This is a genomic window from Lysinibacillus xylanilyticus, assembly GCF_001708185.1.
GTDB classification, from domain to species: domain Bacteria; phylum Bacillota; class Bacilli; order Bacillales_A; family Planococcaceae; genus Lysinibacillus; species Lysinibacillus xylanilyticus_A.
In genome coordinates this window covers 353,575-379,227 of the sequence record NZ_MDDN01000001.1, presented here as the reverse complement: position 1 = coordinate 379,227, position 25,653 = coordinate 353,575, and the positions used below count along the sequence as shown (strand labels likewise).

General features: G+C 35.4%; 29 protein-coding genes and 1 pseudogene. 10 read left to right on the top strand and 20 right to left on the bottom strand.

What is annotated here, in order from left to right:
- Positions 1 to 205 precede the first annotated feature (205 nt).
- The 5 genes and pseudogenes from BFJ97_RS24480 to guaD form a co-directional block, all read right to left on the bottom strand.
- The gene (locus BFJ97_RS24480) at positions 206 to 376 is read right to left on the bottom strand and encodes a hypothetical protein (RefSeq protein WP_175401653.1); all 171 of its coding nucleotides are present in this window, start codon (positions 374 to 376) and stop codon (positions 206 to 208) included.
- Between the two features lie 199 nt (positions 377 to 575).
- Positions 576 to 749 (bottom strand): annotated as a pseudogene (locus BFJ97_RS25775) (halocin C8 precursor-like protein); the annotation flags it as partial.
- A gap of 198 nt (positions 750 to 947) precedes the next feature.
- Positions 948 to 1,505 carry a response regulator transcription factor gene (locus BFJ97_RS01920; RefSeq protein ID WP_068982959.1) on the bottom strand — a complete coding sequence of 186 codons (558 nt, stop codon included), beginning with the start codon at positions 1,503 to 1,505 and terminating at the stop codon, positions 948 to 950.
- 166 nt (positions 1,506 to 1,671) lie between these two features.
- Positions 1,672 to 3,024 (bottom strand): uracil-xanthine permease family protein, encoded by a 1,353-nt coding sequence (locus BFJ97_RS01915; protein ID WP_068982958.1) that lies wholly within the window; start codon positions 3,022 to 3,024, stop codon positions 1,672 to 1,674.
- Positions 3,025 to 3,064: 40 nt separating this feature from the next.
- The gene (gene guaD / locus BFJ97_RS01910; protein WP_068982957.1) at positions 3,065 to 4,432 is read right to left on the bottom strand and encodes a guanine deaminase; all 1,368 of its coding nucleotides are present in this window, start codon (positions 4,430 to 4,432) and stop codon (positions 3,065 to 3,067) included.
- 420 nt (positions 4,433 to 4,852) lie between these two features.
- Here guaD and BFJ97_RS23940 point away from each other — a divergent pair, with 420 nt between their 5' ends.
- On the top strand, positions 4,853 to 5,113 hold the full coding sequence (locus BFJ97_RS23940) for a hypothetical protein (RefSeq protein ID WP_139114362.1): 261 nt from the start codon (positions 4,853 to 4,855) through the stop codon (positions 5,111 to 5,113).
- Between the two features lie 103 nt (positions 5,114 to 5,216).
- Here the strand turns inward: BFJ97_RS23940 and BFJ97_RS01905 are convergent, their stop codons facing one another.
- Entirely contained in the window at positions 5,217 to 6,107 is an 891-nt protein-coding gene (locus tag BFJ97_RS01905) for a LysR family transcriptional regulator (RefSeq protein ID WP_068982956.1), read from the bottom strand.
- A gap of 117 nt (positions 6,108 to 6,224) precedes the next feature.
- On the opposite strand from BFJ97_RS01905, the gene BFJ97_RS01900 reads away from it, so the two are divergent.
- The 3 genes from BFJ97_RS01900 (at position 6,225) to BFJ97_RS01890 (ending at position 8,868) form a co-directional block, all read left to right on the top strand.
- Positions 6,225 to 7,427 carry a YbfB/YjiJ family MFS transporter gene (locus tag BFJ97_RS01900; RefSeq protein ID WP_068982955.1) on the top strand — a complete coding sequence of 401 codons (1,203 nt, stop codon included), beginning with the start codon at positions 6,225 to 6,227 and terminating at the stop codon, positions 7,425 to 7,427.
- 144 nt (positions 7,428 to 7,571) lie between these two features.
- Positions 7,572 to 8,333, top strand: coding sequence for a class I SAM-dependent methyltransferase (locus BFJ97_RS01895; protein ID WP_068982954.1), 762 nt, complete (start codon positions 7,572 to 7,574; stop codon positions 8,331 to 8,333).
- Between the two features lie 13 nt (positions 8,334 to 8,346).
- Positions 8,347 to 8,868 (top strand): DUF6886 family protein, encoded by a 522-nt coding sequence (locus BFJ97_RS01890; RefSeq protein ID WP_068982953.1) that lies wholly within the window; start codon positions 8,347 to 8,349, stop codon positions 8,866 to 8,868.
- A 49-nt stretch (positions 8,869 to 8,917) separates the two neighbouring features.
- Here the strand turns inward: BFJ97_RS01890 and BFJ97_RS01885 are convergent, their stop codons facing one another.
- A complete protein-coding gene (locus BFJ97_RS01885; RefSeq protein WP_302621780.1) occupies positions 8,918 to 9,361 on the bottom strand; it encodes an NUDIX hydrolase in 444 nt (147 codons plus the stop codon).
- Between the two features lie 411 nt (positions 9,362 to 9,772).
- Here BFJ97_RS01885 and BFJ97_RS01880 point away from each other — a divergent pair, with 411 nt between their 5' ends.
- Positions 9,773 to 10,231: a DUF523 domain-containing protein gene (locus BFJ97_RS01880; RefSeq protein ID WP_068982952.1), complete on the top strand. Its 459-nt coding sequence runs from the start codon at positions 9,773 to 9,775 to the stop codon at positions 10,229 to 10,231.
- 233 nt (positions 10,232 to 10,464) lie between these two features.
- Here the strand turns inward: BFJ97_RS01880 and BFJ97_RS01875 are convergent, their stop codons facing one another.
- From BFJ97_RS01875 to BFJ97_RS01845, 7 genes are all read right to left on the bottom strand, one after another.
- On the bottom strand, positions 10,465 to 10,866 hold the full coding sequence (locus BFJ97_RS01875; RefSeq protein ID WP_068982951.1) for a hypothetical protein: 402 nt from the start codon (positions 10,864 to 10,866) through the stop codon (positions 10,465 to 10,467).
- The gene (locus BFJ97_RS01870) at positions 10,859 to 11,665 is read right to left on the bottom strand and encodes a hypothetical protein (RefSeq protein ID WP_068982950.1); all 807 of its coding nucleotides are present in this window, start codon (positions 11,663 to 11,665) and stop codon (positions 10,859 to 10,861) included. Before BFJ97_RS01870 ends, BFJ97_RS01875 begins: the two co-directional genes overlap by 8 nt.
- 209 nt (positions 11,666 to 11,874) lie before the next feature.
- Positions 11,875 to 12,582, bottom strand: a complete 708-nt coding sequence (locus BFJ97_RS01865) for an ABC transporter permease (protein WP_068982949.1) — start codon at positions 12,580 to 12,582, stop codon at positions 11,875 to 11,877.
- A gap of 21 nt (positions 12,583 to 12,603) precedes the next feature.
- Positions 12,604 to 13,470, bottom strand: coding sequence for an ABC transporter ATP-binding protein (locus BFJ97_RS01860; protein ID WP_439097993.1), 867 nt, complete (start codon positions 13,468 to 13,470; stop codon positions 12,604 to 12,606).
- Between the two features lie 219 nt (positions 13,471 to 13,689).
- Positions 13,690 to 14,706, bottom strand: a complete 1,017-nt coding sequence (locus BFJ97_RS01855) for an ABC transporter permease (RefSeq protein WP_068982947.1) — start codon at positions 14,704 to 14,706, stop codon at positions 13,690 to 13,692.
- Entirely contained in the window at positions 14,703 to 15,431 is a 729-nt protein-coding gene (locus BFJ97_RS01850) for an ABC transporter ATP-binding protein (protein WP_068982946.1), read from the bottom strand. Before BFJ97_RS01850 ends, BFJ97_RS01855 begins: the two co-directional genes overlap by 4 nt.
- A 111-nt stretch (positions 15,432 to 15,542) precedes the next feature.
- Positions 15,543 to 16,031 carry an HXXEE domain-containing protein gene (locus BFJ97_RS01845; protein ID WP_068982945.1) on the bottom strand — a complete coding sequence of 163 codons (489 nt, stop codon included), beginning with the start codon at positions 16,029 to 16,031 and terminating at the stop codon, positions 15,543 to 15,545.
- A 115-nt stretch (positions 16,032 to 16,146) separates the two neighbouring features.
- On the opposite strand from BFJ97_RS01845, the gene BFJ97_RS01840 reads away from it, so the two are divergent.
- Complete coding sequence (locus BFJ97_RS01840) at positions 16,147 to 16,746, top strand: TetR/AcrR family transcriptional regulator (protein WP_068982944.1); 600 nt, start codon at positions 16,147 to 16,149, stop codon at positions 16,744 to 16,746.
- Positions 16,747 to 16,818: 72 nt separating this feature from the next.
- Here BFJ97_RS01840 and BFJ97_RS01835 read toward each other — a convergent pair whose 3' ends face one another.
- The 4 genes from BFJ97_RS01835 to BFJ97_RS01820 form a co-directional block, all read right to left on the bottom strand.
- Positions 16,819 to 17,616 (bottom strand): ABC transporter permease, encoded by a 798-nt coding sequence (locus BFJ97_RS01835; RefSeq protein ID WP_223553036.1) that lies wholly within the window; start codon positions 17,614 to 17,616, stop codon positions 16,819 to 16,821.
- Positions 17,613 to 18,500: an ABC transporter ATP-binding protein gene (locus BFJ97_RS01830; RefSeq protein WP_217492391.1), complete on the bottom strand. Its 888-nt coding sequence runs from the start codon at positions 18,498 to 18,500 to the stop codon at positions 17,613 to 17,615. Before BFJ97_RS01830 ends, BFJ97_RS01835 begins: the two co-directional genes overlap by 4 nt.
- Positions 18,501 to 18,511: 11 nt before the next feature.
- Positions 18,512 to 19,159 carry a TetR/AcrR family transcriptional regulator gene (locus BFJ97_RS01825; protein ID WP_068982941.1) on the bottom strand — a complete coding sequence of 216 codons (648 nt, stop codon included), beginning with the start codon at positions 19,157 to 19,159 and terminating at the stop codon, positions 18,512 to 18,514.
- 474 nt (positions 19,160 to 19,633) lie between these two features.
- Positions 19,634 to 20,536 (bottom strand): hypothetical protein, encoded by a 903-nt coding sequence (locus BFJ97_RS01820; RefSeq protein WP_068982940.1) that lies wholly within the window; start codon positions 20,534 to 20,536, stop codon positions 19,634 to 19,636.
- 220 nt (positions 20,537 to 20,756) lie between these two features.
- Here BFJ97_RS01820 and BFJ97_RS01815 point away from each other — a divergent pair, with 220 nt between their 5' ends.
- The 4 genes from BFJ97_RS01815 (at position 20,757) to BFJ97_RS01800 (ending at position 24,269) form a co-directional block, all read left to right on the top strand.
- The gene (locus BFJ97_RS01815; protein WP_068982939.1) at positions 20,757 to 21,329 is read left to right on the top strand and encodes a class I SAM-dependent methyltransferase; all 573 of its coding nucleotides are present in this window, start codon (positions 20,757 to 20,759) and stop codon (positions 21,327 to 21,329) included.
- Entirely contained in the window at positions 21,329 to 21,916 is a 588-nt protein-coding gene (locus tag BFJ97_RS01810) for a DedA family protein (protein ID WP_068982938.1), read from the top strand. Before BFJ97_RS01815 ends, BFJ97_RS01810 begins: the two co-directional genes overlap by 1 nt.
- A gap of 147 nt (positions 21,917 to 22,063) precedes the next feature.
- Positions 22,064 to 22,765 (top strand): response regulator transcription factor, encoded by a 702-nt coding sequence (locus tag BFJ97_RS01805; RefSeq protein WP_068982937.1) that lies wholly within the window; start codon positions 22,064 to 22,066, stop codon positions 22,763 to 22,765.
- The gene (locus BFJ97_RS01800) at positions 22,749 to 24,269 is read left to right on the top strand and encodes a sensor histidine kinase (protein WP_068982936.1); all 1,521 of its coding nucleotides are present in this window, start codon (positions 22,749 to 22,751) and stop codon (positions 24,267 to 24,269) included. The genes BFJ97_RS01805 and BFJ97_RS01800 overlap by 17 nt, the downstream gene beginning before the upstream one ends.
- Here BFJ97_RS01800 and BFJ97_RS01795 read toward each other — a convergent pair.
- Both BFJ97_RS01795 and BFJ97_RS01790 read right to left on the bottom strand, forming a co-directional pair.
- Positions 24,253 to 24,558: a hypothetical protein gene (locus BFJ97_RS01795; protein ID WP_068982935.1), complete on the bottom strand. Its 306-nt coding sequence runs from the start codon at positions 24,556 to 24,558 to the stop codon at positions 24,253 to 24,255. The two genes, BFJ97_RS01800 and BFJ97_RS01795, sit on opposite strands and share 17 nt — an antisense overlap.
- 358 nt (positions 24,559 to 24,916) lie before the next feature.
- Positions 24,917 to 25,651 (bottom strand): ABC transporter permease, encoded by a 735-nt coding sequence (locus BFJ97_RS01790; RefSeq protein ID WP_068982934.1) that lies wholly within the window; start codon positions 25,649 to 25,651, stop codon positions 24,917 to 24,919.
- Positions 25,652 to 25,653: the final 2 nt, after the last annotated feature.

Genomic DNA, 25,653 nt, shown 5'->3' with positions numbered 1-25,653 from the left:
ATGTCAAGTAATGCATAAACTATGAAAAAAATTACGACATAACTTAAAAACTCTAAAGGTAAAGAGTTGTTATTGAATATTCCGATTTTAATCAGAATTTTCTGAATTATAGATGTAAGTAACATAGCTAATCCAATCATTATAGGGTTACGGAGCAATGACATTACACACCATCCTAGTTATAGAATTACTGTTTCTATACTTATCACAAAACTTTTGTGCGCCCCCAATCTAATAATTTATCAGCTATCCAAGTAAGACCGACAGCTGCTAGTACTCCAGCAGCCCAAACAATTAGTGGTGGTACAAATGGTGAAACTGAAGGATCTTCTTCAGAATAATATACGTTCTCAGCCTCATCAATTTCTATTTTCAAATTCTTCCGTTTTTGAAGAAAATGAAAGACGCTTAAGTAGAGATAGTAAATATCCATTTTTTTACTATAACCTTTGACTAGGGCAACTGCAGTTCAAAATCCTTATGGTACCGTATTTCCTTCGATTTTTCGAAGCCAAGTACGTCCGTGAACTGTCTGTGTGAAGCTGTGCTAGCACCTTTAAGCAGTAAACGATTTACTATCCACAAATTGCTAATGTAGCCCCTGTGCAACCTAATGCTCCAATTAATCCACATACTCCTGCAAGAGTAAGTCCACCAACTCCTGGAGTAATTCCTAGAGCAGCAGCTAAAGCGAAGCAAGCAATTTCACCACCAGTGCCACATAGTGCACCTACAACCCATTCACACCATCTGAAAGTAACGATTTTACTACCGCCCATTTGTTGAACAGCTTGTTTGTAAAATTCATCTTGTGTCAGAACTATTACGCTCATCATATTCAGGGACATTATCTTCCCTTTCCTGTTTCTTTACCAATTACATAGCTCCCAAAAAAACCACCAATCAACATAGCCCCTATCACTACAAACCAAGTTGTGAATTGTAACTTATGTTCTTTTGCGTAAACTGACAAATAAATTTTCTGCTATTTCTTTATTTGTTTTTCCAACTGCCACTAATTGAAGCACAGCTAGTTCATTTTTTTTGAGGTCATATTGAATTAACGGATTCATTATTTCCATTTTATTCTTTTGGCTTTCTACTATTTTTAATTGTCGTAATAACTTCACTGGGATCATGGCATTCCCATCTAGAGCGGAGCGTATTGCCGTAATAAGATTTTCCGTAGAAACTGTTTTACTAACAAAGCCAGAAACACCTGATTCTACTAATACATTGAAAAAAGGTTCAATGTTATAGCCCGTGTAGATAATTTTGATTACTTCAGGATTTAATTGTTGCACTTTTTTTAGTAATTCTAAATCATTTAAAAAATACATATTTACTTCAAATAAAAATATATCGAATGTTTGCTGTAGGAGGATATTCAACGTTTCTTCACCAGAGTTTACAACAGTAACATGGAGATCGCCTTCTTGTTCTAATAATAATTTTATACCTTCACCAATGGCCTCATGATCATCTAGTACCAAAATGTTTATCAACTTTCTACCTCCTTGCTTATAATGGACTATTATCTTAAAACGTCAATTATAATAAATTATACCTAATTTTAAGTTGCTAAGGGGATGTTGGTTTGCAAAACATCATAAATAAGAAAATGCACAACTCTTCTTATAAAAATAGGAGAGTTGTGCATCGAGTTTAAAGCTATTTCACACTAGGTAATATTTTATTTAAAACGATGGCTACTATAGCAGCTGTTGCAATTGGAGAGCCGAATAAATATTGAACAGTTGTTGGTAATGAGTATAAGAAATCTTTAGGAAGTAATGTTAGGGCTAATGTTAAAATTACTGGTATTGCGATTACATACATTTCCTTTTCACCAATGTGTTCATTTTTCATTACTTGTAAACCACTGATCGCAATAATGCCACAAACGATAACGAATACACCACCTATAACTGCTGAAGGAATTGCAGAAATAAGAGCAGCTAATTTACCAGAGAAGCCGAATAATACAAACCAAAAACCTGCAGCAATAAAAACACGGCGACTTGCGATACCTGTGATCGATATCACACCAGCATTTGTTGAATAGCCAGTGACAGGAGTTGAGCCAAGTAAGGAAGCAACGAAACAGCCAATTCCTTCTCCGATAACGCCTCGATTAATTTGTTTATCTGTTAATGGTTTGTCGATGACATTACTCACTGCAAACCATGTACCTGTTGTTTCTGCCATTAAGACGATATAAATAATAACCATTGTAATGATGGCTGAAAAATTGAACGTAAAGCCGAAATCTACAAATGGAATTTGAGGCATACTAAACCATTTTGCTTGTGATACCGCTGATAAATCTAAGACACCCATCATATTCGCGGCAATACTACCTGCGATTAAAGCAATGATTACTGAAGTGATACGAAATACGCGACCTTTTTTATGAAAGACTGCACCTAGCATAACGCAAACGATAAGAACGGTAGCTGAAATGAGAGCCAAATAGATGTTTTGGTTAATAGATGCACCCGCTGCGTTAAAAATGTTATTACTTAAACCTACAGGCATTAATGAAAGACCGACAACAAAGATAATTGTCCCTCCGACAAGTGGAGGAATGAAAGTATTGACGATTTTATTGAATATACCTGTATAACCTAAAATAATGACTAAAATAGCGCCGATTAAGCTTGCTCCTAGCACAGTGCTCCAGCCAAGATCTCCACCACCACTTGTAGCATAAATACCTACAATGGCGCCAAGAGGAACATATGAAGGACCTTGTGCTATCGGTAGCTTCATACAAAAATGAGTTTGGATAATCGTTGCGATCCCTGCGGCAATAAATGTCGATTGAATCAATGCGCTTGATTGACCTGATTGTAAACCGATTAACATGGCAATTAAGAAAGGCACTACATAGACGTCCATTGCCATAACGTGCTGTAAACCAAGTAAAGCTGATTGACCGAATGACACCTTTTCATCTGGTAAAACTGTTAATTGCTGAGTTTTCATTTTATCGTTAGCTAATTTGTTATGTTGCGTTTCCACTAAGATGTACACCTCAAAATTGTAAATTTAGAATTTTTATTTATGCTCTAGCGTGAACCTTATTACCTTGTACCCAAACTTCACGGATATTTTCTGGGCGCACAAGATACATAATTTTTTGGAAGATATCCTGTAAATCTTCCTTGCTATCAAATATAGGAAGTTTTGCAGATGGTATGTTAGTATCGATAATTTGTACATCCCATGTGTAGTTTTCCTGTAAACGGCCAATAGGTAGGCTTAAGCTTTCTCCGCCACCTGCTGTTGCTAAATAAAATGCCTCATTAATCGTAATACGTGAATGTGGAACACCTCGTTTTTCAGTAGGAAGAGATGGATCAACACCGTCTTCTAGCATTCTAGATGACATAACAGCTTGTCTAGCATTATCGAATAGGCTAGGGGAGAAACCACCTGAAATATCTGACCCTAATCCGATATCTACGCCTTTTGCATGGAAGCGGGCAATTGGAATGACACTATTTGCAAAATAAGCATTGGATATTGGACAATGACCGATTGCTGTGCCTGTTTCAGCAAATAACTGTGCATCGTCATCATTTAAAAAATTACAATGTGCCATCACAGATTTATCGCCCAGTAGGCCAAAATCATGTAAAGCAAAGGCATCATTTTTCTTAAATCGTTCCTTTACGTAGCCGTGCGCCCAATCACTTTCACTACAATGAGATTGGATATGTGTATCATATTTAGCAGCTAACTCTCCCAAACCTTTTAAAGCATCGTCTGTACAGCTTGGGATAAAGCGTGGTGTTACAACTGGATAAACACCCTGTTTCGTTGATTTTGCTAATTCTTTTACAGCTACAATAAATTCTTCTGTATCGTTTAATGCAGTTTGCGTAGTTGCATCGCGATAATAGTCTGGATTTTGTTCAGGATCATCCATCACAACTTTCCCAACTAGACCTCGTTGTCCTTTTTCAGCACAAATTTTCGCTAATAGCAGGCTCGCTTCTTTATGGACTGTTGCAAAATAGAGTGATGTAGTCGTTCCATTTGCAAGAAGAGTGCTTACTAAATCTCCATAGACCTCTTGTGCAAACTCTAAATCAGAGAATTTGGATTCGATAGGGAATGTGTATGTATTTAGCCAGTCATAAAGTGGAATATCTAATGCAGTTCCAGCTTGTGCCCATTGTGGTGCATGTACATGCAAATCGACAAAGCCTGGTAAGAAATATTGACCGGCAGCTAATTGATGGAAATTTTCTTGATGTTGATATGTAGTTAGTAGATTTTGATAATCTGCTTGTTCAGGAGCTACAGTTTTTTCAATCATCCCGTCAGCATTAATGAAGAATAGATGATCCTTTAAAATTTGTACTTCAGTAGGAGACTTACTTGAAAAAGCCGTTCCCTTGAAAATTAACGTATAATTAGTCATAAAAACCACCTTAATGTTCGTGTATTTATGTATGCATGGATTATTATAGGTTATTTAAACTTTCAAGTCTATAAAAAGACGAATATTAACAAGGGTGGTTTTAGGTTTTTTAAAAAGTTTTGTCTATTCCTACCTCTTTTTGGAATTATCGAGATGCTTCTACACCAAAAGTTTGGGATTATTTTTGTTAAAACGTATGCATTGTATATTAGTTGACTGGAGTGGAGGCTGGGCGCCTCCTTGGGGATAGCGATAGAGGAACGAAGGCTAAAACCTTCACGTCCTGTGATAACACCTTCATGACCTACATCGTATAGGCCCAAGCGGCTCATCGGACGCCCCCGGGAGCTCTGCTCTGCGCGAAAGCGAAGCGTCAGCAACAAATGTTATATCTGCGCGAAAGCGAAGCGTCAGCAACAAATGTTATATCTGCGCGAAAGCGAAGCGTCAGCAACAAATGTTATATCTGTGCGAAAGCAAAGGTCAGCAACAAATGTTATATCTGCGCGAAAGCGAAGCGACAGCAACAAATGTTTTATCTGCGCGAAAGCTAAGGTCAGCAATAAATGTTTTATCTGCGCGAAAGCGAAGCGTCAGCGGCAAATGTTTTATCTGTGCGAAAGCGAAGCGTCAGCAACAAAGCGCCCAGTCGGAACGGAAATCACCCCCACGTTTTGGTAATGAGCAATTGAGATATAGTTAGTTACAAATTTTTGCAAAAAAGACTACACATCAATTTGTTGTTGTACAAATTTGTGTAGTTCAATTTTTAAAAAAGAGGTTGCTATGAAATTGAGTCATTCACGATACTAATAAAAGTATTAAAGGTCGAGGAGGTACTTTGTTCATTTTTCCGTGTGCATAGATAAATAGGACGCTGAATGTCGATGTCTTTTATAAAAACTCGGGCTACTTGCTGCCGTTGAAGAAAGCTTGAAGCTGCTATAGATGGAGCTAGCATCGTACCATATCCAGCAGCAATGGCGTGAATTGATTCATTGATACCATCCAGTTGCAGCCCTACTCTGGGTGGCGGGATTTTATGCACCTTACATAAAGCGTTTAAATATTCTTTTGTGGAGCTACCATCTTCTCGTGAAACAAATGGCTCTTGCATTAATTCCGCTAAAGTCACTGTTTGATCTGCCAACGGATGTCCGTATGGGATGATAAACCAATAATCGAGATTCATAAGAAATTGGTAATTAATATCTGGATGATGACCGTCCTCTTTTACGATAAAAGCAATATCAGCCTTATAGTGAAGTAATTCTTCAATAACTTGTTGAGAATTAGCCGATTTTATGTGGATATTTGTTGTCGGATAGGCATGCTTATATTTTGCGAGCCATTTCGGTAATAAAAAATGGGATGGAACATGGGTAGAAGCAATTTGTAATTCTTCATTACCGGTGTTTTTTAATTGCTCTAATTTGTGTTCAATATCCAATTCTAAATCAAATAATCGCTGAGCCTGTTTAAATAAAAATTCGCCATTTTGTGTTAAGGTAATTCCTCTACCTTTCGATTCTAAAAGAGTTAAGTCTAGTTCTTTTTCTAAATTTTTAATTTGAATGGTAACGGCAGGCTGACTAATCATTAGAGCTTGTGCTGCCTTTGAAACACTTTTGAGTTCAGCTACTTTTGTGAATAATCTAAGAGCATGTAAATTCATTAAGTATCCACCTTTTATAAAAAATTTTTATCCTTTTATATAAATTATATATTAGATTTATTAATTTTCCCTCTGTATCCTTTTAATTACAAAAAGTTTTTAGGGGGTGGGGACGAGATGAATCGACAGCATGTTGGAATTTTATTTGGAGGGGTGCTATTACTTGTAGTGGCAATGGGAATTAGCCGATTTGCATTCACACCAATTTTGCCATTTATGCGTAATGATGTCGGGTTTTCGTTTGAAGTTGCAGGATTTTTGGCATCAAGTAATTATATTGGCTATTTTATTGGCGCGTTGTGGGCAGGATTTATCAATCGCCAAAAAAAGAACTTTTTATTGTTAAGTGTTATTTTGAATGTCCTTTCTATTGTTCTTATGGGAATCATTGAAATATATAGTATTTGGCTTGTACTTCGTCTGATTGCAGGCATCACAGGGGGACTTATTTTTGTCTTAACATCGAGCATTATTATGGATTATTTAGCAAAGCATGCCCTTACACGATGGTCAGGCTATTTGTTTGGTGGTATTGGATTAGGAATTGCTATTTCAGGTTTATTCGTACCTGCTTTTGAAGCGCGTTTTGCTTGGCAAGGTACGTGGATCGGCTTAGGGGTTTTATCTGCTCTGTTTTTAGTAATGACATTTATACTTTGGAGAGATTTGGATGTACAGGATAGTGTGAGGACCGCAAAATCCTCCGATGCAAAAATGACAACGGGCTTTATGCCATGGCTGATTGTCGCATATGGCTTAGAGGGGTTAGGCTATATTATCACAGGTACTTTTTTAGTGGATATCATTCATAATATTCCTTCACTGCAAGAGTACTCTTCGTATAGCTGGGTCATTGTTGGGGTAGCGGCCATACCGTCAGCACCTGTTTGGACTGTATTATTAGAGAAATTCTCAGCAATTAAAATATTGTTTGTGGCATACATATTGCAAGTTTTAGGTATCTTGTTACCAGTATTTTCACAAACAGCATGGAGCGTATTATTATCGTCGTTTTTATTCGGCTTAACATTTGTAGGAATTGTGACGTTAACGACATCTTATGCACGTCAGCTATTCCCAACGCAAAGCGGTCCAGTAGTATCATTGTTAACAACGTTTTATGCATTTGGACAAATTATTGGTCCAATCATCGCTGGTCAGCTTGTGGCCGTTTATAATAGCTATAAGGCAGCGCTTATCTTTGCAGGAGTCATTGTATTTTTTGCATTGATTGTGATGGTATGTGGAAGATGGATCACTGTTAAACGACAGGAGACTTTAGATCATGCATTGCCTATCAAAACTCAATCTAGTCCTTAAATTAGAAAAGCCAGAAATCCAATCAGGATTTCTGGCTTGAATATTTATCTAAAGATGGCATGCCTCTATCTACATGATATAAAAAAATATTGATGTGCACAAAAGACGTAACGTTACGATTCTATAAAGAAATGAGGAAATAGAATGAAAAGAACAGTAACAACGGAAGAGGCGATTAGACGCTGGAATCAACATGCAGAAAGGTTTACAGTAAACTACGATGAGCATGGTGATATACACCGTGAAGTATTATTGAATCCAGCCATTTTTTCATTATTGGAAGATGTACATGGGAAAAGGCTATTAGATGCAGGATGTGGAGAAGGTTATTTAAGTAGAATCCTTGCTCAAAAAGGAGCAATTGTCACAGCTGTTGATTATTCAGAAAAAATGCTGGAAATTGCTAGGGAAAGAACACGTGAGGAAGTCACTATACAATATAAACACGGTAATTGTGAAAATCTCAATTTTTTAGTAGATGAACAGTTCGATTGTATTGTTTCCAATATGGTTCTGCAAGATTTAGAGAATTATCAGGCAGCTTTGAATGAGATGTATCGCCTGTTAAAGCCAAATAGCACATTCATCTTTTCGATTCTTCATCCTTGCTTTATTACGCCTAATAGCGGATGGATCAGAAATGGAAAACTTGACCAACAGTATTGGAAAGTTCAGCGATATTTTTATGAAGGTGTATATGATCAAAAGCTTCCGCTAGATTCTGATGAAAAAATTGTCTTTTATCATCGAACATTAACGAACTATATGAAAGCAATTATTCAAGCAGGATTTACGATAGAAGACGTTATCGAACCGATGCCTTCAAAAGAGATGCTTACCAAGTATCCACAATTCGAGGAAGATTTACATTGTGCAGATTTTATCGTATTTAAATTAAGAAAATAAAGGAGGGAAACATGTGCGAATATTTCATGTCAGTGAGGAAAATGATATGACAGTGTTTCATCCCCGATTACCGGATCGACCAGATTTAGATCCGAAAAAAGGGCTAGTATGGGCAATCAACGATACATGTTTGCCTAACTTTTTAACACCTAGAAATTGCCCGCGTGTTTGTTATCATATTGGTGCTACTACTACGGAACAGGATAAACGAGTTTTTATAGCATCGACACAATGTTCACACGTTATTGTTATTGAAAGCAAGTGGTTTGAGACGATGAAAAATACGAAACTCTACTTATATGAGTTTGATATCCAAGGGTTTACACTACAGGATCAAAATGCTGGTTATTATACAAGTGAAACAACGCAATATCCTATTGCTAAATTTGAAGTGGAAAATTTATTTGAGGAATTGTTTAAACGTAATGTTGAAGTACGAATAGTTGATAATTTGTGGGATATTCATGATGGAATTCAAAAAACATCATTTAACTGGTCGATGTGTAGAATGCGATTTGCACAGCCAAGAAAATAACAGCCAAGCCTCGTAAACGTTACAGTCGCGTTTACGAGACTTGTTGTATTTAGACAATAATTGTTTGTGCTAATGGAGTAGTAGTCACGTCAATCAATTTACTTTCTTTATATGTAAATATGTATTCATAGTTGTTTGTTTCTTCTAGCATTTTTGGTAAGTAATATTTTAAATCTGCTATTCCGACGTTTTTAGGATGGAAAATCCATGATAGATCTTTCCAATCGAGAATGCCTTCTGCGACTTTAATTGGTGTCACATATGGATAGGACTCTGGCAATTCAGTAATAAAAGCATACATACAGCCAAAGTTGGTTGTACCATCAGTCCACGTTATTTTTCCTTTGTATGTAATATCCTGAAGTGCAATGCCTGTTTCTTCTTTAATTTCTCGTAATGCACCGGCCAGTGGGGTTTCATTTTTCTCAATCTTTCCTCCTACACCATTCCAAGCTCCCATCCACTCTGGATAATCTCTATTAAGTAGTAATATTTTGTCACCCTATTTAAGAAAACAGATTGTAAATTCAACCAATTCTTTTTCCTCCTTTTGAAATGGCAAAGCGAAAATTTCAAGCATCTGAATTTGGCAGATTCCAGTCAGTACGCTTCCACCATTGATCTGCTTTTTAATTAAATCATATTTGCATTTTTGATAACTTTTCTTTTTTGTCATGCATAGTATTACTAGTTCAAAAAATCTAGATAAAGAAATAGTAGCATAAATCAGTGAAATGAATGTGCTACTTAAATAATTAAAGTCAGTTAAAAGAATCAATATCGCTCATTAAAAAAGAATTGAGGGGCAAGGAAGCAATTTAAGTCATTGTAAGAGCTGTTGACGGACTTTTCTAATAAGTTATAGTGATACTTATACGAAATTGCTAAAAAATGAGGTGCGCATATGATTTTAATAAGCTCCTGCTTAGCAGGATTAAAGGTACGTTATAACGGAACAGATAGTTTAGATGAAAGAATTCAACAGCTTGTGTTAGAAAATAAGGCGGTAACTGTGTGCCCTGAACTTATGGGCGGTTTTTCGACGCCTCGTGTGCCAGCAGAAATAGTTGGCGGTGATGGGGAAGACGTTCTTGTTGGAAAAGCGAGAGTGATTGGAAAATCTGGCAGTGATGTAACGGAGCTTTATTTAAAAGGTGCATATGCAACATTACAGAAAGCACTTGAACTAGGTGCAACTAAGGTTATATTAAAAGAGTATAGTCCATCCTGTGGCAGTGCAATGATTTACAATGGAGATTTCAATGGGACAAAATTAGTTGGCGTAGGCGTAACTACCGCGTTGCTCAGAAGAAATAATATTGAGGTCTTTTCTGAAGAAGATTTTTTCTCAGATATCAAATAATTTTATCATTGTAAAGTTATGAAAAGTTGAATTCCTTTCGATACAAAAAGGAATTCATTTTTCTTGTTTTATACTCTTATCTGTTCTTTGCTAAAAATTTTCGCTCTGTTTGATGCTAATTTTCTTAAAGAGCGCCCAGATGAATCGAGTTGGGGAATCATCCGTCAACTCGATTTAGAATACGTCTGAGAGCTAGTTTAACTTCTTTCAGCATAAGTCTTCCATCAGTTAACTTATTGAAAATCTAGAAAATTTGGTTCCTCAGGATAATATAAATCCTTGCGTAAGCAGACATCCCGATGTGTGAGGGTTTCGCCTTTAAATCGAATCCAAATCTCATCATCTGCCATGACACCGTGTGTTTTTCGCACGATGCCCCAGCGATTATAGGCTTGCATATCTAGTGAAGCCAGTAATTCTTTTGCGTTGACCCGAGTAGGGGGGAAGGTTCGCCATTTTAGCCAACGCTCCAGTTCTTCTAAGGTTATATGCCCCTCCATCGTCGGTGAAAATTGCTTGTTAAAATCTTCAATATAGTTAATGACATACGGTGTGCCACCATCAGTCGGTTTTAAATCAACATTTGCAATAATGTCATCCATCCACATCACGTCAAAAGTCATGTAATCAATCAATAGATTCACTTCCTTCTATGAATAAATGTTTCAAAACTGGATCACGCAACTGTGAAAGTAATACGTCCTTAGCACGTCCAAAATCGTACGGTGATTGATCGATTGCCGCTACTAATTTCTCCTTATCAATAAAGGGTGGTCCTTCGTAAAGAGCAAGTTGTTTTGTAAAAGATGAATTCAGTGGTTTTGCCTTTACTTTTCGCTTTAAAATCGTTAAAGGTTTGCCGGATGGATAGTCTTTTTCATCGGATAATAGGCTAAGCCCGTTATCGAAAATAGGCGCCAGCTCCCATGTTTTTTCTTTTGGATCGTATAAAAATAAAATGTTATTTGTATGCAGATCTTCATTTAGAATAAGGGCATCAAAAGCGAATAGCTGTGCAATCTGTTGATGTACAACGAGTCCTGTATACTGCTCAACCTGCGCCATTAATTGCTCGAATTTTTCTTTAGTAGAAAGTGTTTTGTTATTTGTAATAGGGTCAGTAGAGCTGAAATTTGCTTCAAACAAGCGCTCAAGTGTCACTTCCTGTTTTGTACCACGAAAGTCGAGTGAGGAGCAGCCTTCAAATTGTTCACCGTCAGCCAACTGAATGATACATGGCTGATAGACGACATATTTAGAACGATCAAGAGTTGAGCATTCAAGAATGAGGGAAGCTAATACTTCTGCTTGCCCTTCATAACCTCGTGCATTTTGTTTGACCCACTTGTTGCCGATACGCCATTTCGATTGATCGCCTTTACTAGAGGTGCTAACAATATGTTCAGCGTCGATAGGAATGGGAACTGTTTCCATTTCATCACAACCAATCTAGTTTGAATTTCTTTTATTATATATTGCCCTCATCATTTAACGCACGAAAAATTGCCCAGCCAGTATTGTTTGAAACGTCGATCCAATTTACTGTTTGCAAATTCTGACATACCGTATTTAAATAACCTTCGTCTTCTATAATCAGCACTTTCGCTTTTTTAACATAAAATGTCTCTCTTTCTTTAGAAATCTTATTTCCTTTTTCGATTTGACAGGAGGAAGAACAACGCTATAACTAGGCTTGCATAGATAAATATCCAAGCAAACTGCGAATAAAAGTTGTTCGGTATTGTTTTTATAGAATCCTCTGAACTCATCATTTCCAATGACAGGTGGACGGGTGGAAGTAGCCAAATCAGTCCCTTTATCTGAAGAATCGACTCTTTTAAGGTAGCGATCACAACAGAAACAATTAAGATGCTAAGAACACCCCACCAAGTATTTTGATTGTTTTTGACGAGTTCTCTTGTAAAGATAGCTGAAAGTGCAATGGCTAGTACAGATAAACTAAAATGTGATAGGAATCCTAGTAATTGATGTATAAATCTTGGCTCTTCTTCAAAGGCACCGATTAGAGTAGGGTAGATTACGGATACACAGCTTAGGCCTAAACCAATGAGGCCACAGATTATAAAAATTCCTAAATTGTACTGTTTTCGACTTTTTGCATGAAGCGTGGTAATTACTTTTTGCTCTTCATCTTCTGCGTGAAATAGTGTGATTGTAAACCATCCCATTAGAAAGAAGAGAATGATAGCTGTAAACGAATAGCTATCTAAAATTGGATTGGGGACAAAGGTATAGTTTACAACAAGACATAAAATGAAAATTGAAAAGGGTGGAACATATTTATAGGTTCTTAAATAATTGATAAATTGATAGCGTAATAAACTAGTCATGTCGGCGTCTATTCTTCCTCATTAAAAATGGGTATAGAATTGTTCCTCCTTTTCATTTATCGGAATTAATTGTTTAATTGCGGCTTTTTTATGTAGTAGCTCTAATAATACTTGGTCTGTATCCTGTGCTTTAATAAAGGTGATTACCTCAAAATAACCGTTGTTTAATAGACTTTGTTGTTGAATTTCAAGAATAGGTAATAGGTTATCAACTAATTCCTCACTTGAAATTTCAAAAATTAATTTATTTTTCGATGTCTTCCTCTTATGTGTCGAATCACTTTGAATAACTTTGTTATTTTGAATAACAAGGACGGTATCAACAAGATGTTGAAGTAATTTTGTTTCATGACATGTTAAAACGATACTTAACCTTCTGTCCTTTAAAATAGAGAGGGTTTCTTCTAAATCGCTCTGTGCTTTAGGATCGAGTCCTGACAATGGTTCATCTAAGATTAGCAGATCTGTATCTTCAAGCATTGCCTGCATGATCATAACCTTTTGCTTCATACCCTTGGAAAAATGATCAATCCGGATATTCCGTGCATCCTGTAAATGAAATAATTCAAGTAAGTCATTTATTCTTTGCTGTAGTTGTTTTTTGGTCATACCTCGAATGCTGCCCATATGATAAAGATATTCTTCAGGTGTAAACAAAATATGTGAAGGCGTCACTTCTGGCACATATCCAATTTTTAATGATTGTCGATGTTTCACAATGGAACCACTGTCAGCATCGACCAATTCTGCAATGATCTTTAGAAGGGTACTCTTACCTGAGCCATTCTTTCCTACAAGAGCTATTATTTGATTGGCACAAATAGAAAATGTAGCATTCTCTAAAATTTGCTTACCTCTATACTGTTTAGAGATGTTCTGGATTTCCATAATCGTATTCATCATTACACACCTTTATTTTTTTGCTTTCTTATTCTAAATCACTGTTATTTCTATTTATGTATACTTACGATGTACAAAGTCCAAGACCAGTAACTGTAAATTTAGTATAGATGAATATTAGTTCTATTGCTAATGAAAATTGGTGTAATTTTCTAATTTTGGTTAGTTTACAAAAAGGGTCTGCCCAATTTGAGCAGACCCTTTTGATTATAATGATCGATATTTTTTAAGACTTACAATATTTAATGTAATAAACACAAGAGCGAAGGAAGTGAGAATGGCTAAGTCTGAGAAAATGTCACTAAAGGAATAACCTTTATACATAACCCCATTCAACGCGTCAGCGGCATAGTAAAGTGGCATGATTCGACCTATATTTTGTAGCCACTCAACCATATTATCGAGTGGGAAAATACCTGAAAAGAAAATTTGCGGTACAATGACAAGCGGAATAAATTGCATCATTTGAAACTCTGAAGCAGCAAAGCTTGATAAGAGAGCTCCTAATGATAATGAAACAAGTGCGACGATAATATTGATTAGTAGAACGAGCCAAATTGAACCAACGTGTACGATATCCAGGACATAAATCCCGAATAATACAATAATAGTCGTTTGAAGTAAGGCAAATAAACCATAACCAATCATATAGCCAGCAACTATTTCAGAACGTTTAATCGGCGTAGCTAGTAAACGTTCCAGTGTCCCTGAAGTTCGTTCTTTTAACAAAGCTATACCTGTGATTAAAAAGACGAAGAAGAAAACAAAGAAACCTATAAGCATCGGGCTAAAAATATCAAAAATAGCGGTATTTTCATCGCCATATACATAGTCAGTCGTCAACTTCATCTTAGAAGATTGCTCTGGCTGTAAAACCTGAGAAAGCTTCATTTTTAAAGCCTTGGCGGTAGACGGATCATCATTTAATAATGTGAGCTTTAATTGAGATTGATTGAAAGCTAACCAGCCATCATATTTTTCTTCTTTTAGACTGGCAATAGTAAAATCATTGTTTTCGATGACATGGAAATCCGCAGCTTCAAGTTTTTCAATTAGCTGTACAGGTCCATTTGAAACAACTAGTGTTACTTCAGGTTCATCACTGTTAAACACAAAATACATTAGCGAAAGTACAAGAAGTGGTGCGAAAAATAATAGGGCAAGTGTACGTTTATCACGAACCATTTGCTGAATAATTCTTGTAACAATTGCGCCGATTCTCATAGTGCTTCACCTCCAGCTTTTAAAAATACTTCATCAAAATCTTTTGCTTGATAATGAGCTTTCAAATCATGAGGTGTTCCATGTGCGATGATCCGCCCATTGCGTAGCATAGCCAACTGGTCGCAGCGCTCTGCTTCATCCATTGCATGTGTCGTTACTAAAATGGTTTTATGCTCATCGTTTTTTAATCGAATTAATTCCTGCCATATTTCTTTTTTTAATACTGGATCAATACCAACAGTTGGCTCATCTAAAATCAGCAGCTTTGGATTTTGGATAAGAGCAATTGCAAGGGACAATCTCCGTTTCATCCCTCCAGAATAATTCAATACCTTACTATTTAAATCATCCGTTAAATGAACAAGGCTTGCAGCATAATTGACACGCTCAGCACGCTCTTTTTTTGATAATCGATAAAGCTTAGCAAAAAAATGAAGGTTTTCTTCACCGGTTAAATCCAAATACAGTGCATCCGATTGTGCCATATAGCCGATATCCGTCAGTAATTGCTTATGAGGGACGATAAAATCTAATACTTGAATATTGCCGTTATCGGGTTTGATCATTCCCATGATCATTTTAATTAACGTCGTTTTCCCACAGCCTGAAGGACCAAGTAAGCCAATAAGCTGTCCCTTTGGAATTTCTAAGGAAAGCGGGGCAATTACTTGTTTTTGATGAAACTTTTTTTCAATGGAGTTTAGTGAAATTGCGTTGTTTCCCATTTATTTATCGCTCCTTTTACTGAACATAGTGTTGATACCTGAAATTTTAAGGCAGTGTATTGGGAATTACAATAAACAAACAAATAAAAAGTGTTAAGTGATTTTGGATTACTACGTTTTCGAGCCAGGTGAAATTAATCCTCCTAACCTAAACAAAAATGGGATAAGCGCTAACAAACTAATACTTACTAGAATCGTTGAAAATAGTAGCTCTGTCCATCCAATTAAATGAGTCTCGAACATCCTATGAATGATTAGGGAGTTGATTGGAATATTAAGTAGTAATGCTGTTACAAGTCCAGGTGCATATTTTTTCATGACTATTGTTACTAGAAGATGCGGAAAAATAGCATTGATCATCATCGCGCCTAAAAACCCAACGAAAAACCATTTCGCAAAATTAGATTGGGGCAAAAAGATAAAGAAAAATGCCGATAAATAAGCTAAAGCTGTAATCACAAACACTGCGAAATGAAATTCATTTGGCGTCACAGCTTTTTGAAACTTTGAATCGTGCTGTGACCATTGAGGTAACCATATAGCTTCTTCAATATTGTGTAGGGTAATGGCTAAACAAAAGAAAATTGCTAAAGCTTCCATAAATTTCTCTCTCCTTTACTGAACACAGTGTTGATACTAATAAAATTTTACGTTAGCATATTGGCTATTACAATGAACAAGTTGGTATAAAGTGTCAATAGAACGGAGGGTATACATGTCTATCCATAAAATGATGAATTTTGAAACAAAGTCAGCTATAAAAAATGCATTAATTATACAAATAGAAGAGGTAGGCTTTGAACGAGTAACCGTTAAAAATCTGGCTTCTACTGCAAACATTAATCGAGGAACGTTTTATTTACATTATAAGGATAAGTTTGAAGTAATGGAGGATTTGCAGCAGGAGCTATTAAATGAACTAGAAAGTTATGTTAAACATGTGCAACCATTAGAAGCCTTTCACATATTAAAAACGGGGCAGCTATATCAACCATTTGTTGAAGTCATTACATGCATTAAAGAGCATGCTACAGCTTTTCGAGTTATCTTAGGGGAGCAGGGAAGCCCAGCATTTAGCAAAAGGATGAAGGAAGTATTTAGTAATCAAATATTAGACAGACTATCCGTTATTGGAGAGGAATTACAAGATTCAGGTTTCCAGCAATATTTAAAGGCTTTTCTAGCTTCTGCAATTTTGGGAGTTATTCAGGAGTGGTTAGACAGAGGAAATGAGGATGTAAGTGTGGAGGAATTGGCAACAATTCATTCCCGTTTAGTGCTGTTTATTTGTAATTTAACGTCTACGCAGTATTGAATGTTAACACAGGTTTCACGTGTATTAGTAATAAAAATCTGCTTGTTCAGAGAAAGCAAGCAGATTTTTACATTATAAATACAAATCCCTTTTAACAAAAACACGAATAGCCAACATATAACATAGCATCCCGATTAAAAATAATGCTCCTAGCATCCAAATGGACGAGCTATCTTGAGCCATTAATTTTTCTGGGTCAAACAACGAATAAATAGTGAAGTACTGAAGCTTTTCTAAAGAGCCCCCCATATTGCCAAGCGCCTCAATTAAGTAAAACAGTATGGGCACTCCGGTACTATACGCGTAAGAAGTTCTTAAATCCTTGCTACTGCACGAAACAAGAAAACAGTAGCCACTAATGGCAAAGTGTAAGAAAAAAAGACCGATATTTAATGTCAGGAAAGCAGTGATATCCAATTCATTTGGAAATAAAATCTCGGAAAATATGATTGTAGCCAAAGTTGTCGTCGAGAGAAGTATAAAGATGCTAGCAACTAAAAAGAAAGCTTGTGTAAAGACGATTTTAAAACGTGTATTCGGTGTTGCAATTAAGTATGCCATGGAACCATTATCGATATAGCCCATTATGAGCTTATTTGCTAACATGATCATGAAAACTAACGGAAGAATTAGTAATAAAAATCCATACAGATAGGTAGATAAAAACTCAATTAATGAATCACCTATATTACTCATACCAAAAGCCGCCATCATTTCGGGCATCGTTGCTGTAAGTTGTTTAAGGGTATTGCTCATTTCAGGGTTATACATATAGACAATACTAATGATATATAGCATTAATACAGCGAGTATAATACAAAATAGTTTTACAGTAGCTAGCATTTCATGTTTTAGCAAAGTAAAGTTCATGATTCTGTACCTCCTTTTTCATAGTAATGCATGAATATATCTTCAAGAGATTGAGAAATCACATCAAGGTCAAGAATTTGATAGTTTGCTAATGTTGGAAGCAATGTTTGGACATTCCCTTGAACTTTTACAATGGCTTTTGTTGGCCCGATTTTTTCAATTTTAAATGGTTCTTCTAGGAAACGAGATAGCTCCTGCTCGTTGTGAAATTCGATTAAAAACTTTTTTGATTTGCGTTTTTTTAAGTCAGCAATTGTTTCGGTTGCAACAATCTTCCCAGCATTAATTATGCCTACACGGTCACAAGTTTTTTCGATTTCTTCAATCATATGAGAGGACATGAAAATCGTCGTTCCTTTTTCTTTTTCAGCTAAAATAAATTCAATAAATTTTGTTTGCATTAGAGGGTCTAATCCACTTGTTGGTTCATCTAGAATGACGATTTCAGGGTTATGCATAAACGCACAAACTAAGCCAACTTTTTGTTTCATCCCTTTTGACATTTTTTTTATAAGCCCTGTAGCATTTAATTCAAAGTATTGCATGAGTTCGTGTGCTCTTGTTAAATCGTGTAATCCTCGCATTTGCGCAATAAATTTAATAAATTGTTGACCCGTCATTTTATCAATAAAAGCTATTTCACCTGGTAAATAGCCAATAAATTTTTGTATTTCAGCCGTAGATTGACGACAATCTAATCCTTTAATGAAACAACGTCCTTCTGTCGGTTGTAAAAAGCCCATTAAATGCCGGATTGTTGTAGATTTACCCGCACCGTTTGGACCTAAAAATCCGAATACTTCACCTTTATTAATTTGTAAGTCCACCTTTTGTATGCTATAAAATTCTCCAAATTTTTTAGTCAAATTATTGACCTCAATCATTGTCATACAATTCACCTCTTTGTGTTTTTGTATACTAATTGCTTTAAAAATTGAAAATAATCGTTTGCTTCCTCCATGCATTGTTCTAAAAGTTGGTTAAAGGCCTCACTGTTATCTATATTACTTTTTAATTGTTCTTCATATCGATGACTTATTCCATCCGTAACCCACCGAATGGTATCTATTGCTTTTTTACTATCTATATTTTTATGAAACAAATCGTAATCAATTCCTGCAAACACACTTTCATAGGAACTATTTTGTAAAGTTAAATTAGATTGATCGAGCTCACTTCTTACTTCTAAACTTGTTTCGATATACGTTTTTTTAAGGAAATCAAATAAAGTATGGTACTGCTTAATTAATTCTAATTTTATTTTCATGATTTGTTCATAGCGTTTAAATATGTCAGGTTCTTCAAAATCTAAGCGGCTATTGATTGCATCAATGAAAATCGTTGTAACGTATTCATATAAGTAAAGATATAAATTTTTTTTACTACCAAAATAGTGATACAAAATACCTTTTGAAATTTTGGCATCTTTAATGATCTTATTTGTTGAAGCAGTATCGTAATTATTGATGGAAAATTCTTTGAGTGCTGAGTTAATAATTTTATGTTGTTTTTCAACCTCTAAATTAAGGAATGTTTGATACAAGTTTTTTCTCCCTTCAGTTTATTTTTAACATGATTATATATGAGTTGACCAATGTGGTCAATTTAAGATATGGATATTTTTTCAAAGGGATTAGGGAATGATCAAGTGAATTTTAGGATGAGGTGCCTTGTGTGTAACAGATAAGGGAGAGGGGGAAGGAAAAAATTGTGTTATTCTTCGAAAATAAGGAGAAATGCAGAAGGGGTGATGAGTCCTGTAGTTGAAGTAAACAATTTTCGATACAATGTTTTTCGGGTACAAATGGGTAATCGAGACCCCTCAGGGAGGGTTAAAAGTAATCGTCACTTCCATTGACAACACCTTCGTGACCTACAGCACGTTACCCTGAGGAGGCTCGTTATTTTCCCACGAAAAACTTCTGACTGGAACCAAATGTCCACTAGGTCAAAGGTTTTTAAGTATTTAAAGAATGATAATTTGGAAAAAATTATGTGATTTCTAAAGAAAAGGTATTTAATTCCCATAATAATTATGCAGTGCTACTTCTAAACGTTCTTCCAGGTGCTTCGAAATATAGCTCAACACAAATTGCTCTTTTTCCATCTCAATTTGTGAGGAGCGGAAAATTTTTGTAAAGAAACTTACCTTGTTTTGCGTAGAAAATTGCTGTAATGCTTCTGTCCGCAATGTCGATACAATTTCATTTTCAATATGACGTTCACGAATTTTTTGGACAATATCCTTCACGCTATCCTCTTGCAGCTCTGAAATTTGCCTTTGTAAATTTTCGTTTTCTTCTTTAAGTTCAGCTGTTTCCTTTTGAATTTCTTCAACTTGAAGACTAGATTCGGAGGATAGTAATTGAAATTTTTGCGCAAGAAAATCTTGATTAATCGTTACTTGTAATGCTCCATGCTCTTCAGTTGGAAAGATATTGAAGAGTCCTGTTTGTATCATTTGCTGTAGCACGTTTCCAAGAACATCGACTTTGTTGGTTAAATCATCAGTACCTACAGTTGTCGCAGTTATTTGATGGTTAATGAGTTGAGCATGATCATCAAGGCCAAGTAAAAGCTTCAAACCTTTAACGCGGTGTTCATCCTTTAATAGTAATATCATACGAAGTCTTAAAATGGCAGGAAGATTCAAACGAATATTGGTGTTTGGGCTATTCACAGCACTATCAAAAATATACTGTTCAAATGGTTTAATGTAATAACGAAGCTTCGCATCAGTTATTTCAAACCAGCCAGCGACATCTGAAGTAGAATAATAATTTGATTCCTCAATATGCGCTAAATAGTCGTCATTATAAAGTGTTTCTTCTAGAGGCGGCGTATTTTGTATAACGACAAATAATGGGTCATGTTGCACAATTCTGAGTACCATTTCTTTTGCATCATTTACTTTAAGCATCCTTTCACACCCCACTTTATTTTTCCGTAAATGTATCTATATAGGTTTCTATTCCATTGGAAGCAATTGTATGCCTATTTTCTTGAGGAAAATATTATTAGAACTAATGACCTTTTATGACTCTTAAGAAAAAGTTAAGAAATTCCCTCGCAATTCTTTAAGAAATGCTCGGTATATTTAAAACATTCAAATATTACTCATGAGCGGGGAGAAAAATGGAATGCAATTTATAACGTTTCTTACTGAATTTATAAAAAATCCAAAAAATATAGGTGCAATTTCGCCTAGTTCTAAAAAATTAGCAAAAAAAATGGTTGAAACGATTTGCTTTGAAAAAGCCCAATGTATTGTTGAACTAGGCCCAGGCACTGGCTCCTTTACAAAAGAACTAATGAAAAGAAAAGAGAAGACTACGAAGCTAATTCTTATAGAATATAATGAGATTTTTTGTGAAAGGCTCCGTCAACAATTTGAGCATGAGCCAAGTGTAATTGTTATACATGGATCAGCTGAGGATTTATGCATGTATATGGCAGCATTAAATATCGAAAAAATTGACTATGTCGTATCTGGGTTACCTTTTACATCGTTGAATCCAGCCGTTTCATCACGAATTTTACATAATGTAAAGGATTGCTTAGAGGATGGAGAATTTATTACATTCCAATATTCGCTTGTAAGAAAATCCTTTATTCAACAATTTTTTGAGAACATTTCACATGAAAAAGTGTGGGTTAATTTTCCGCCAGCTTATGTGTTGAGCTGTAAACTAGGAAATAAGAGGGCTAGTTAATGGGGTTACAGGATCTTTTATCATTTATTGAGCAGTATGGTTATTTTGCTTTATTTTTTAGCTTATGGCTAGGAATCGTGGGTATGCCGCTTCCTGATGAGATGATCGTTATGAGTGGTGGATTTCTATCTTCATTAGAAAAAATGAGTGTGATTAAAGCATTTATATTAACGTATTTAGGTGTAGTGTCAGGACTTTCTTTAGGATATATCCTAGGTAAAGTATTTGGTCATAAAATACTTGATAAATTGGTGAAGAAGAAAAATGCTAAACATTTATTGAAATCAAAAGAACTAATAGAAAGGTTCGGGCATTTTGCTTTAGTCGTAAGCTATTTTATACCATTTGTAAGACATATCATTCCATACTTAGTGGGTATGAATAACATGTCATTTAAAAAATATGCGATGTATTCCTACACAACAGGTTTTGTTTGGACATTGATCTACTTTACACTTGGTTTGTTCTTTGGAAAACATATGGAATATATTTCTGCGCTAGCTACGAGATATGGAATATATTTTGGGGTTTTCGTCGCTATTGTAGGGTGTTTTTATTATTTTTATATACGAAAATTAAAAAAATAGTTAAAATTAGGAACGGAAATTATTGTAAAGGAAATAGTTTGACAGGTAAAAAGCGCCCAGTCGGAACGGAAATCAACCCCACGTTATGGTGATGAGCCTGGTTAACACATTGGATAGTTTAATATATTTTATAATTGGTGGGATTAGATGAATAAAGAAACAATTCTTATTGTGGATGATGAAAAAGAGATTAGAAATCTTATTGCTATTTATTTAAAAAACGAAGGATTTGATGTACTAGAAGCTAGTGATGGAGAAGAAGGCCTTAATCTTTTAACGAAACATAAAGTACATTTAATTGTTCTAGATATTATGATGCCGAATGTAGATGGTATTGAGATGTGTATGAAAGTAAGGGAAATAGCCGAGATGCCAATTATTATGTTGTCCGCAAAATCACAGGATATGGATAAGATTACTGGATTAACTTTAGGGGCAGACGACTATGTAACAAAGCCATTTAACCCATTAGAGCTAATTGCGCGCATTAAATCTCAGCTTCGTAGATACATCAAAATGAATCGACTAGATACGATGAACGAAAATGAAATAGAAATAGGTGATATGCGAATTAATACTGCCACACATGAAGTAGTCGTTAATAATGAAAAAGTGAAGCTGACGCCAAGGGAGTTTTCAGTACTTGAATTACTCGCAAGAAATCAAGGAATGGTCATGAGTGCTGAGCAAATTTATGAAAGGGTTTGGAAGGAAGAAGCTATACAGTCTGAAAATACGGTCATGGTACATATCCGTAAAATTCGAGAAAGAATTGAGACAAATCCAAGAAATCCTCAGTATATTAAAACCGTATGGGGAGTAGGTTATAAAATTGAGAAAGATCATTAAGCCATTTAAATACTTACTAAGCAAACTTAAATTATTTATAGTGAATGCCATTACAAAAGTTCGGGAAAGTATTAGAATTCAACTTTTAACAACCTTTATCCTTTGTGCATTTCTCGGTTTACTTGTTGCACGATTTACTCTACCGTATGTTGGGAATCCAACACCTACCATTGACTACAGTGGAGATATGCAGCAAATAAATTTTCAAGCAAAGCAAGCGGCAGATTTGGCTGTTAGTGAAAATAGTGTCGAAACTATACTGCAAATGATTGAAGCAGAAAATGAAAAACTGAAATCGACAGAGCGAGCGCTGAAAGTGTTAGTTACCGATGAGCACGGTAAAGTTTTGTATAAAACAAAGCAAGCGGAAGAGGAACAAATTGATGTACATAATAAGATTCGTCAGGTAATGGATTTTGCAATCAATAATCCACTCTTTAATTTTAATTATGATATACCTACAGTCGAGCAATCGCATAAAGAAATTATTGCCTTTAATCCAATAACTATAGAAGATAAAAATTTATATTTGTTTGTCAGTGGTATTCCAACAGGCGTACTTATTACAAGCATTACGGAGGGTCCTTTTCCCGTATTAATTGGAATTGCTGTTTTTGCCCTGTCATTCTTTTACTTAACAAAACGAAAAATGAAACAAATTGAGTCGTTGGCGGAGGGGGTTAAGGAAATCGCAAAAGGAGATTTAACTTATCGAATTGAAAAAAAGGGGATAGATGAAATAGCTTTATTAACAGAGAACGTCAATCATATGGCCGAAGCAATTATGACGAATATAGAGATGGAACGAAGGATTGAAAAACAAAAAAATGAATTAATTACTAATGTTTCGCATGACCTACGAACACCACTTACTTCGATTATGGGCTATTTACGATTGTTAAGAGATGAGAGGTATGACACGAAGGAGCAGTATGATGAGTATTTAAAGATTGCTTTTTCAAAATCTGAACAATTAAAAAACCTAATTGATGATTTATTTGAGTATACGAAGCTAACGAATGAAAGCATTGTCCTTGTGCAACAAGAGGTATGTATCAATGAGCTTCTCGATCAATTAATTGAGGAGTTAATCCCGCAGGCAGAGGAAAACCATCGTTCATTTACAAAAAATTTCTCTGAGGAGCGGATCTTTACTACGGTTGATTCCGAAAAAATTGTCAGAGTTTTTGATAATTTATTAATGAATGCCATTAAATATAGTACAGGTGACGGTAAGATTTTTGTTTCTCTTGAAAGACAAGAGGGCAATGTTCAAATCTGTGTTGCAAATGAAAGTGATGAATTTACATCCGAAGAGCTAATGAACTTATTTGAGCGATTTTATAAAAAAGATCAGTCTAGAACAAGCGTAGCGGAAGGTTCAGGACTTGGACTTGCTATTGCAAAGAGTATAGTAGAACTACATGGTGGTAAAATTGACGCAAAATATGCAGATCACTTGCTGAAGTTTTTCATTGAATTACCTGTTACACCTGCTGAATAGTGATCGTGTGATTGGTCAACGTATTGTTAGTAAGCATGTCTTGGATATTAGCTAAAATATATGTGTCTTTTATTAGGATTTGAATTTCTGTTTGTTTGTACTGTCGTTGGAATTCAAAAATATATTCGATTATTATTTGTAAGTTTACACGGTTTTTAATTTCCACCTCGACAAAAAACGGTAATGTTAGTTCGGGAAGTTTTGTACTGCCACCGCGACGAATCCAAATTGCTTCATTGACGTAATAACGTATAGGTAGTTGACGATTACTGGCGATAAATATATCCATTTAATACTCCTTTGTATAAACCGATTTAATAAAAGCCTATAGGAAATTAGATTAATCGTCAAAAGATATACTGCATGGAAAATATGTGGAAGTCTTGTCAGCTGAACTACTAAGTGATGGTAGAATTTTAAAAAATGGCAATTAAGCAAGCCTAGGAAACTAGTAGAAACAATAATTACTCAAAAAGAGAGCTGTTCAATGTTGAATAGCTCTTTTTTGAGTGTTGGGTAGCCCTCAAACTGATGAAACATCGTATTCATCGATCGTCTCTAAAAAATATGTAAGTGCAGGTGACTGCACTTCGTCATTGTGGTAAATAAACAAAGTAGGTATTTGAGCCTAGTATTGGTCAAAACAGTTAAATTATGTCCCGTTTACGAAAACTTCTCAAACCATAAACTAGTAAAGTGATAAAAGTTCCACCTAATAGTGTATAAAATAAGAAATAAGATTGAATAGGTGATTCGTCCTTAGGTGACATTGCTAACATTGGCAGTGTCCATGGATAAATCTGGCCTAATGGTGTGCTGGCAACAATAATCGCTGGAAGTGTAAAAACAATACTGATGGCCAATGGTATGCCAAATGTTTTAGCTCTTATGGAAATAATTAAATGCAAAAGAATTAAAGGTAGACACGCTATAATACCGTTAATTATATACCCCAATATTGTAAAGATCGGAAGGGTGTCTTTGATTCCTTTAATATAACCAAATCCAATAAAAAAGATTAATAAAATTAACATTGTAATGATTACCATATGGACCACTGTAATAAATTTACCTAGGAAGACGACCGAGTGTTTAACTGGTAATACTAGTAGTTGTTTCCATCCACCTCCCGCATGTTCACTTCTACAAATTAGTGCTGAATATATTCCTACTAAGATTGGTAATACAAAAGGTCCCATAAATAATGCGGCTTGTGTCCACACTTCTATCCAAGCATTATCTCCAGGTTGCATTAGGAGATCATAGTTTTTAAAGAAATTAATATAAGCTAATGCCACACCTAGTATAGGACCAATAAAGTAAAGTAACCATAAATTGGAGCGTTTTAACTTTAATCGTTCAACAAATAAGATATTTTTCAAAA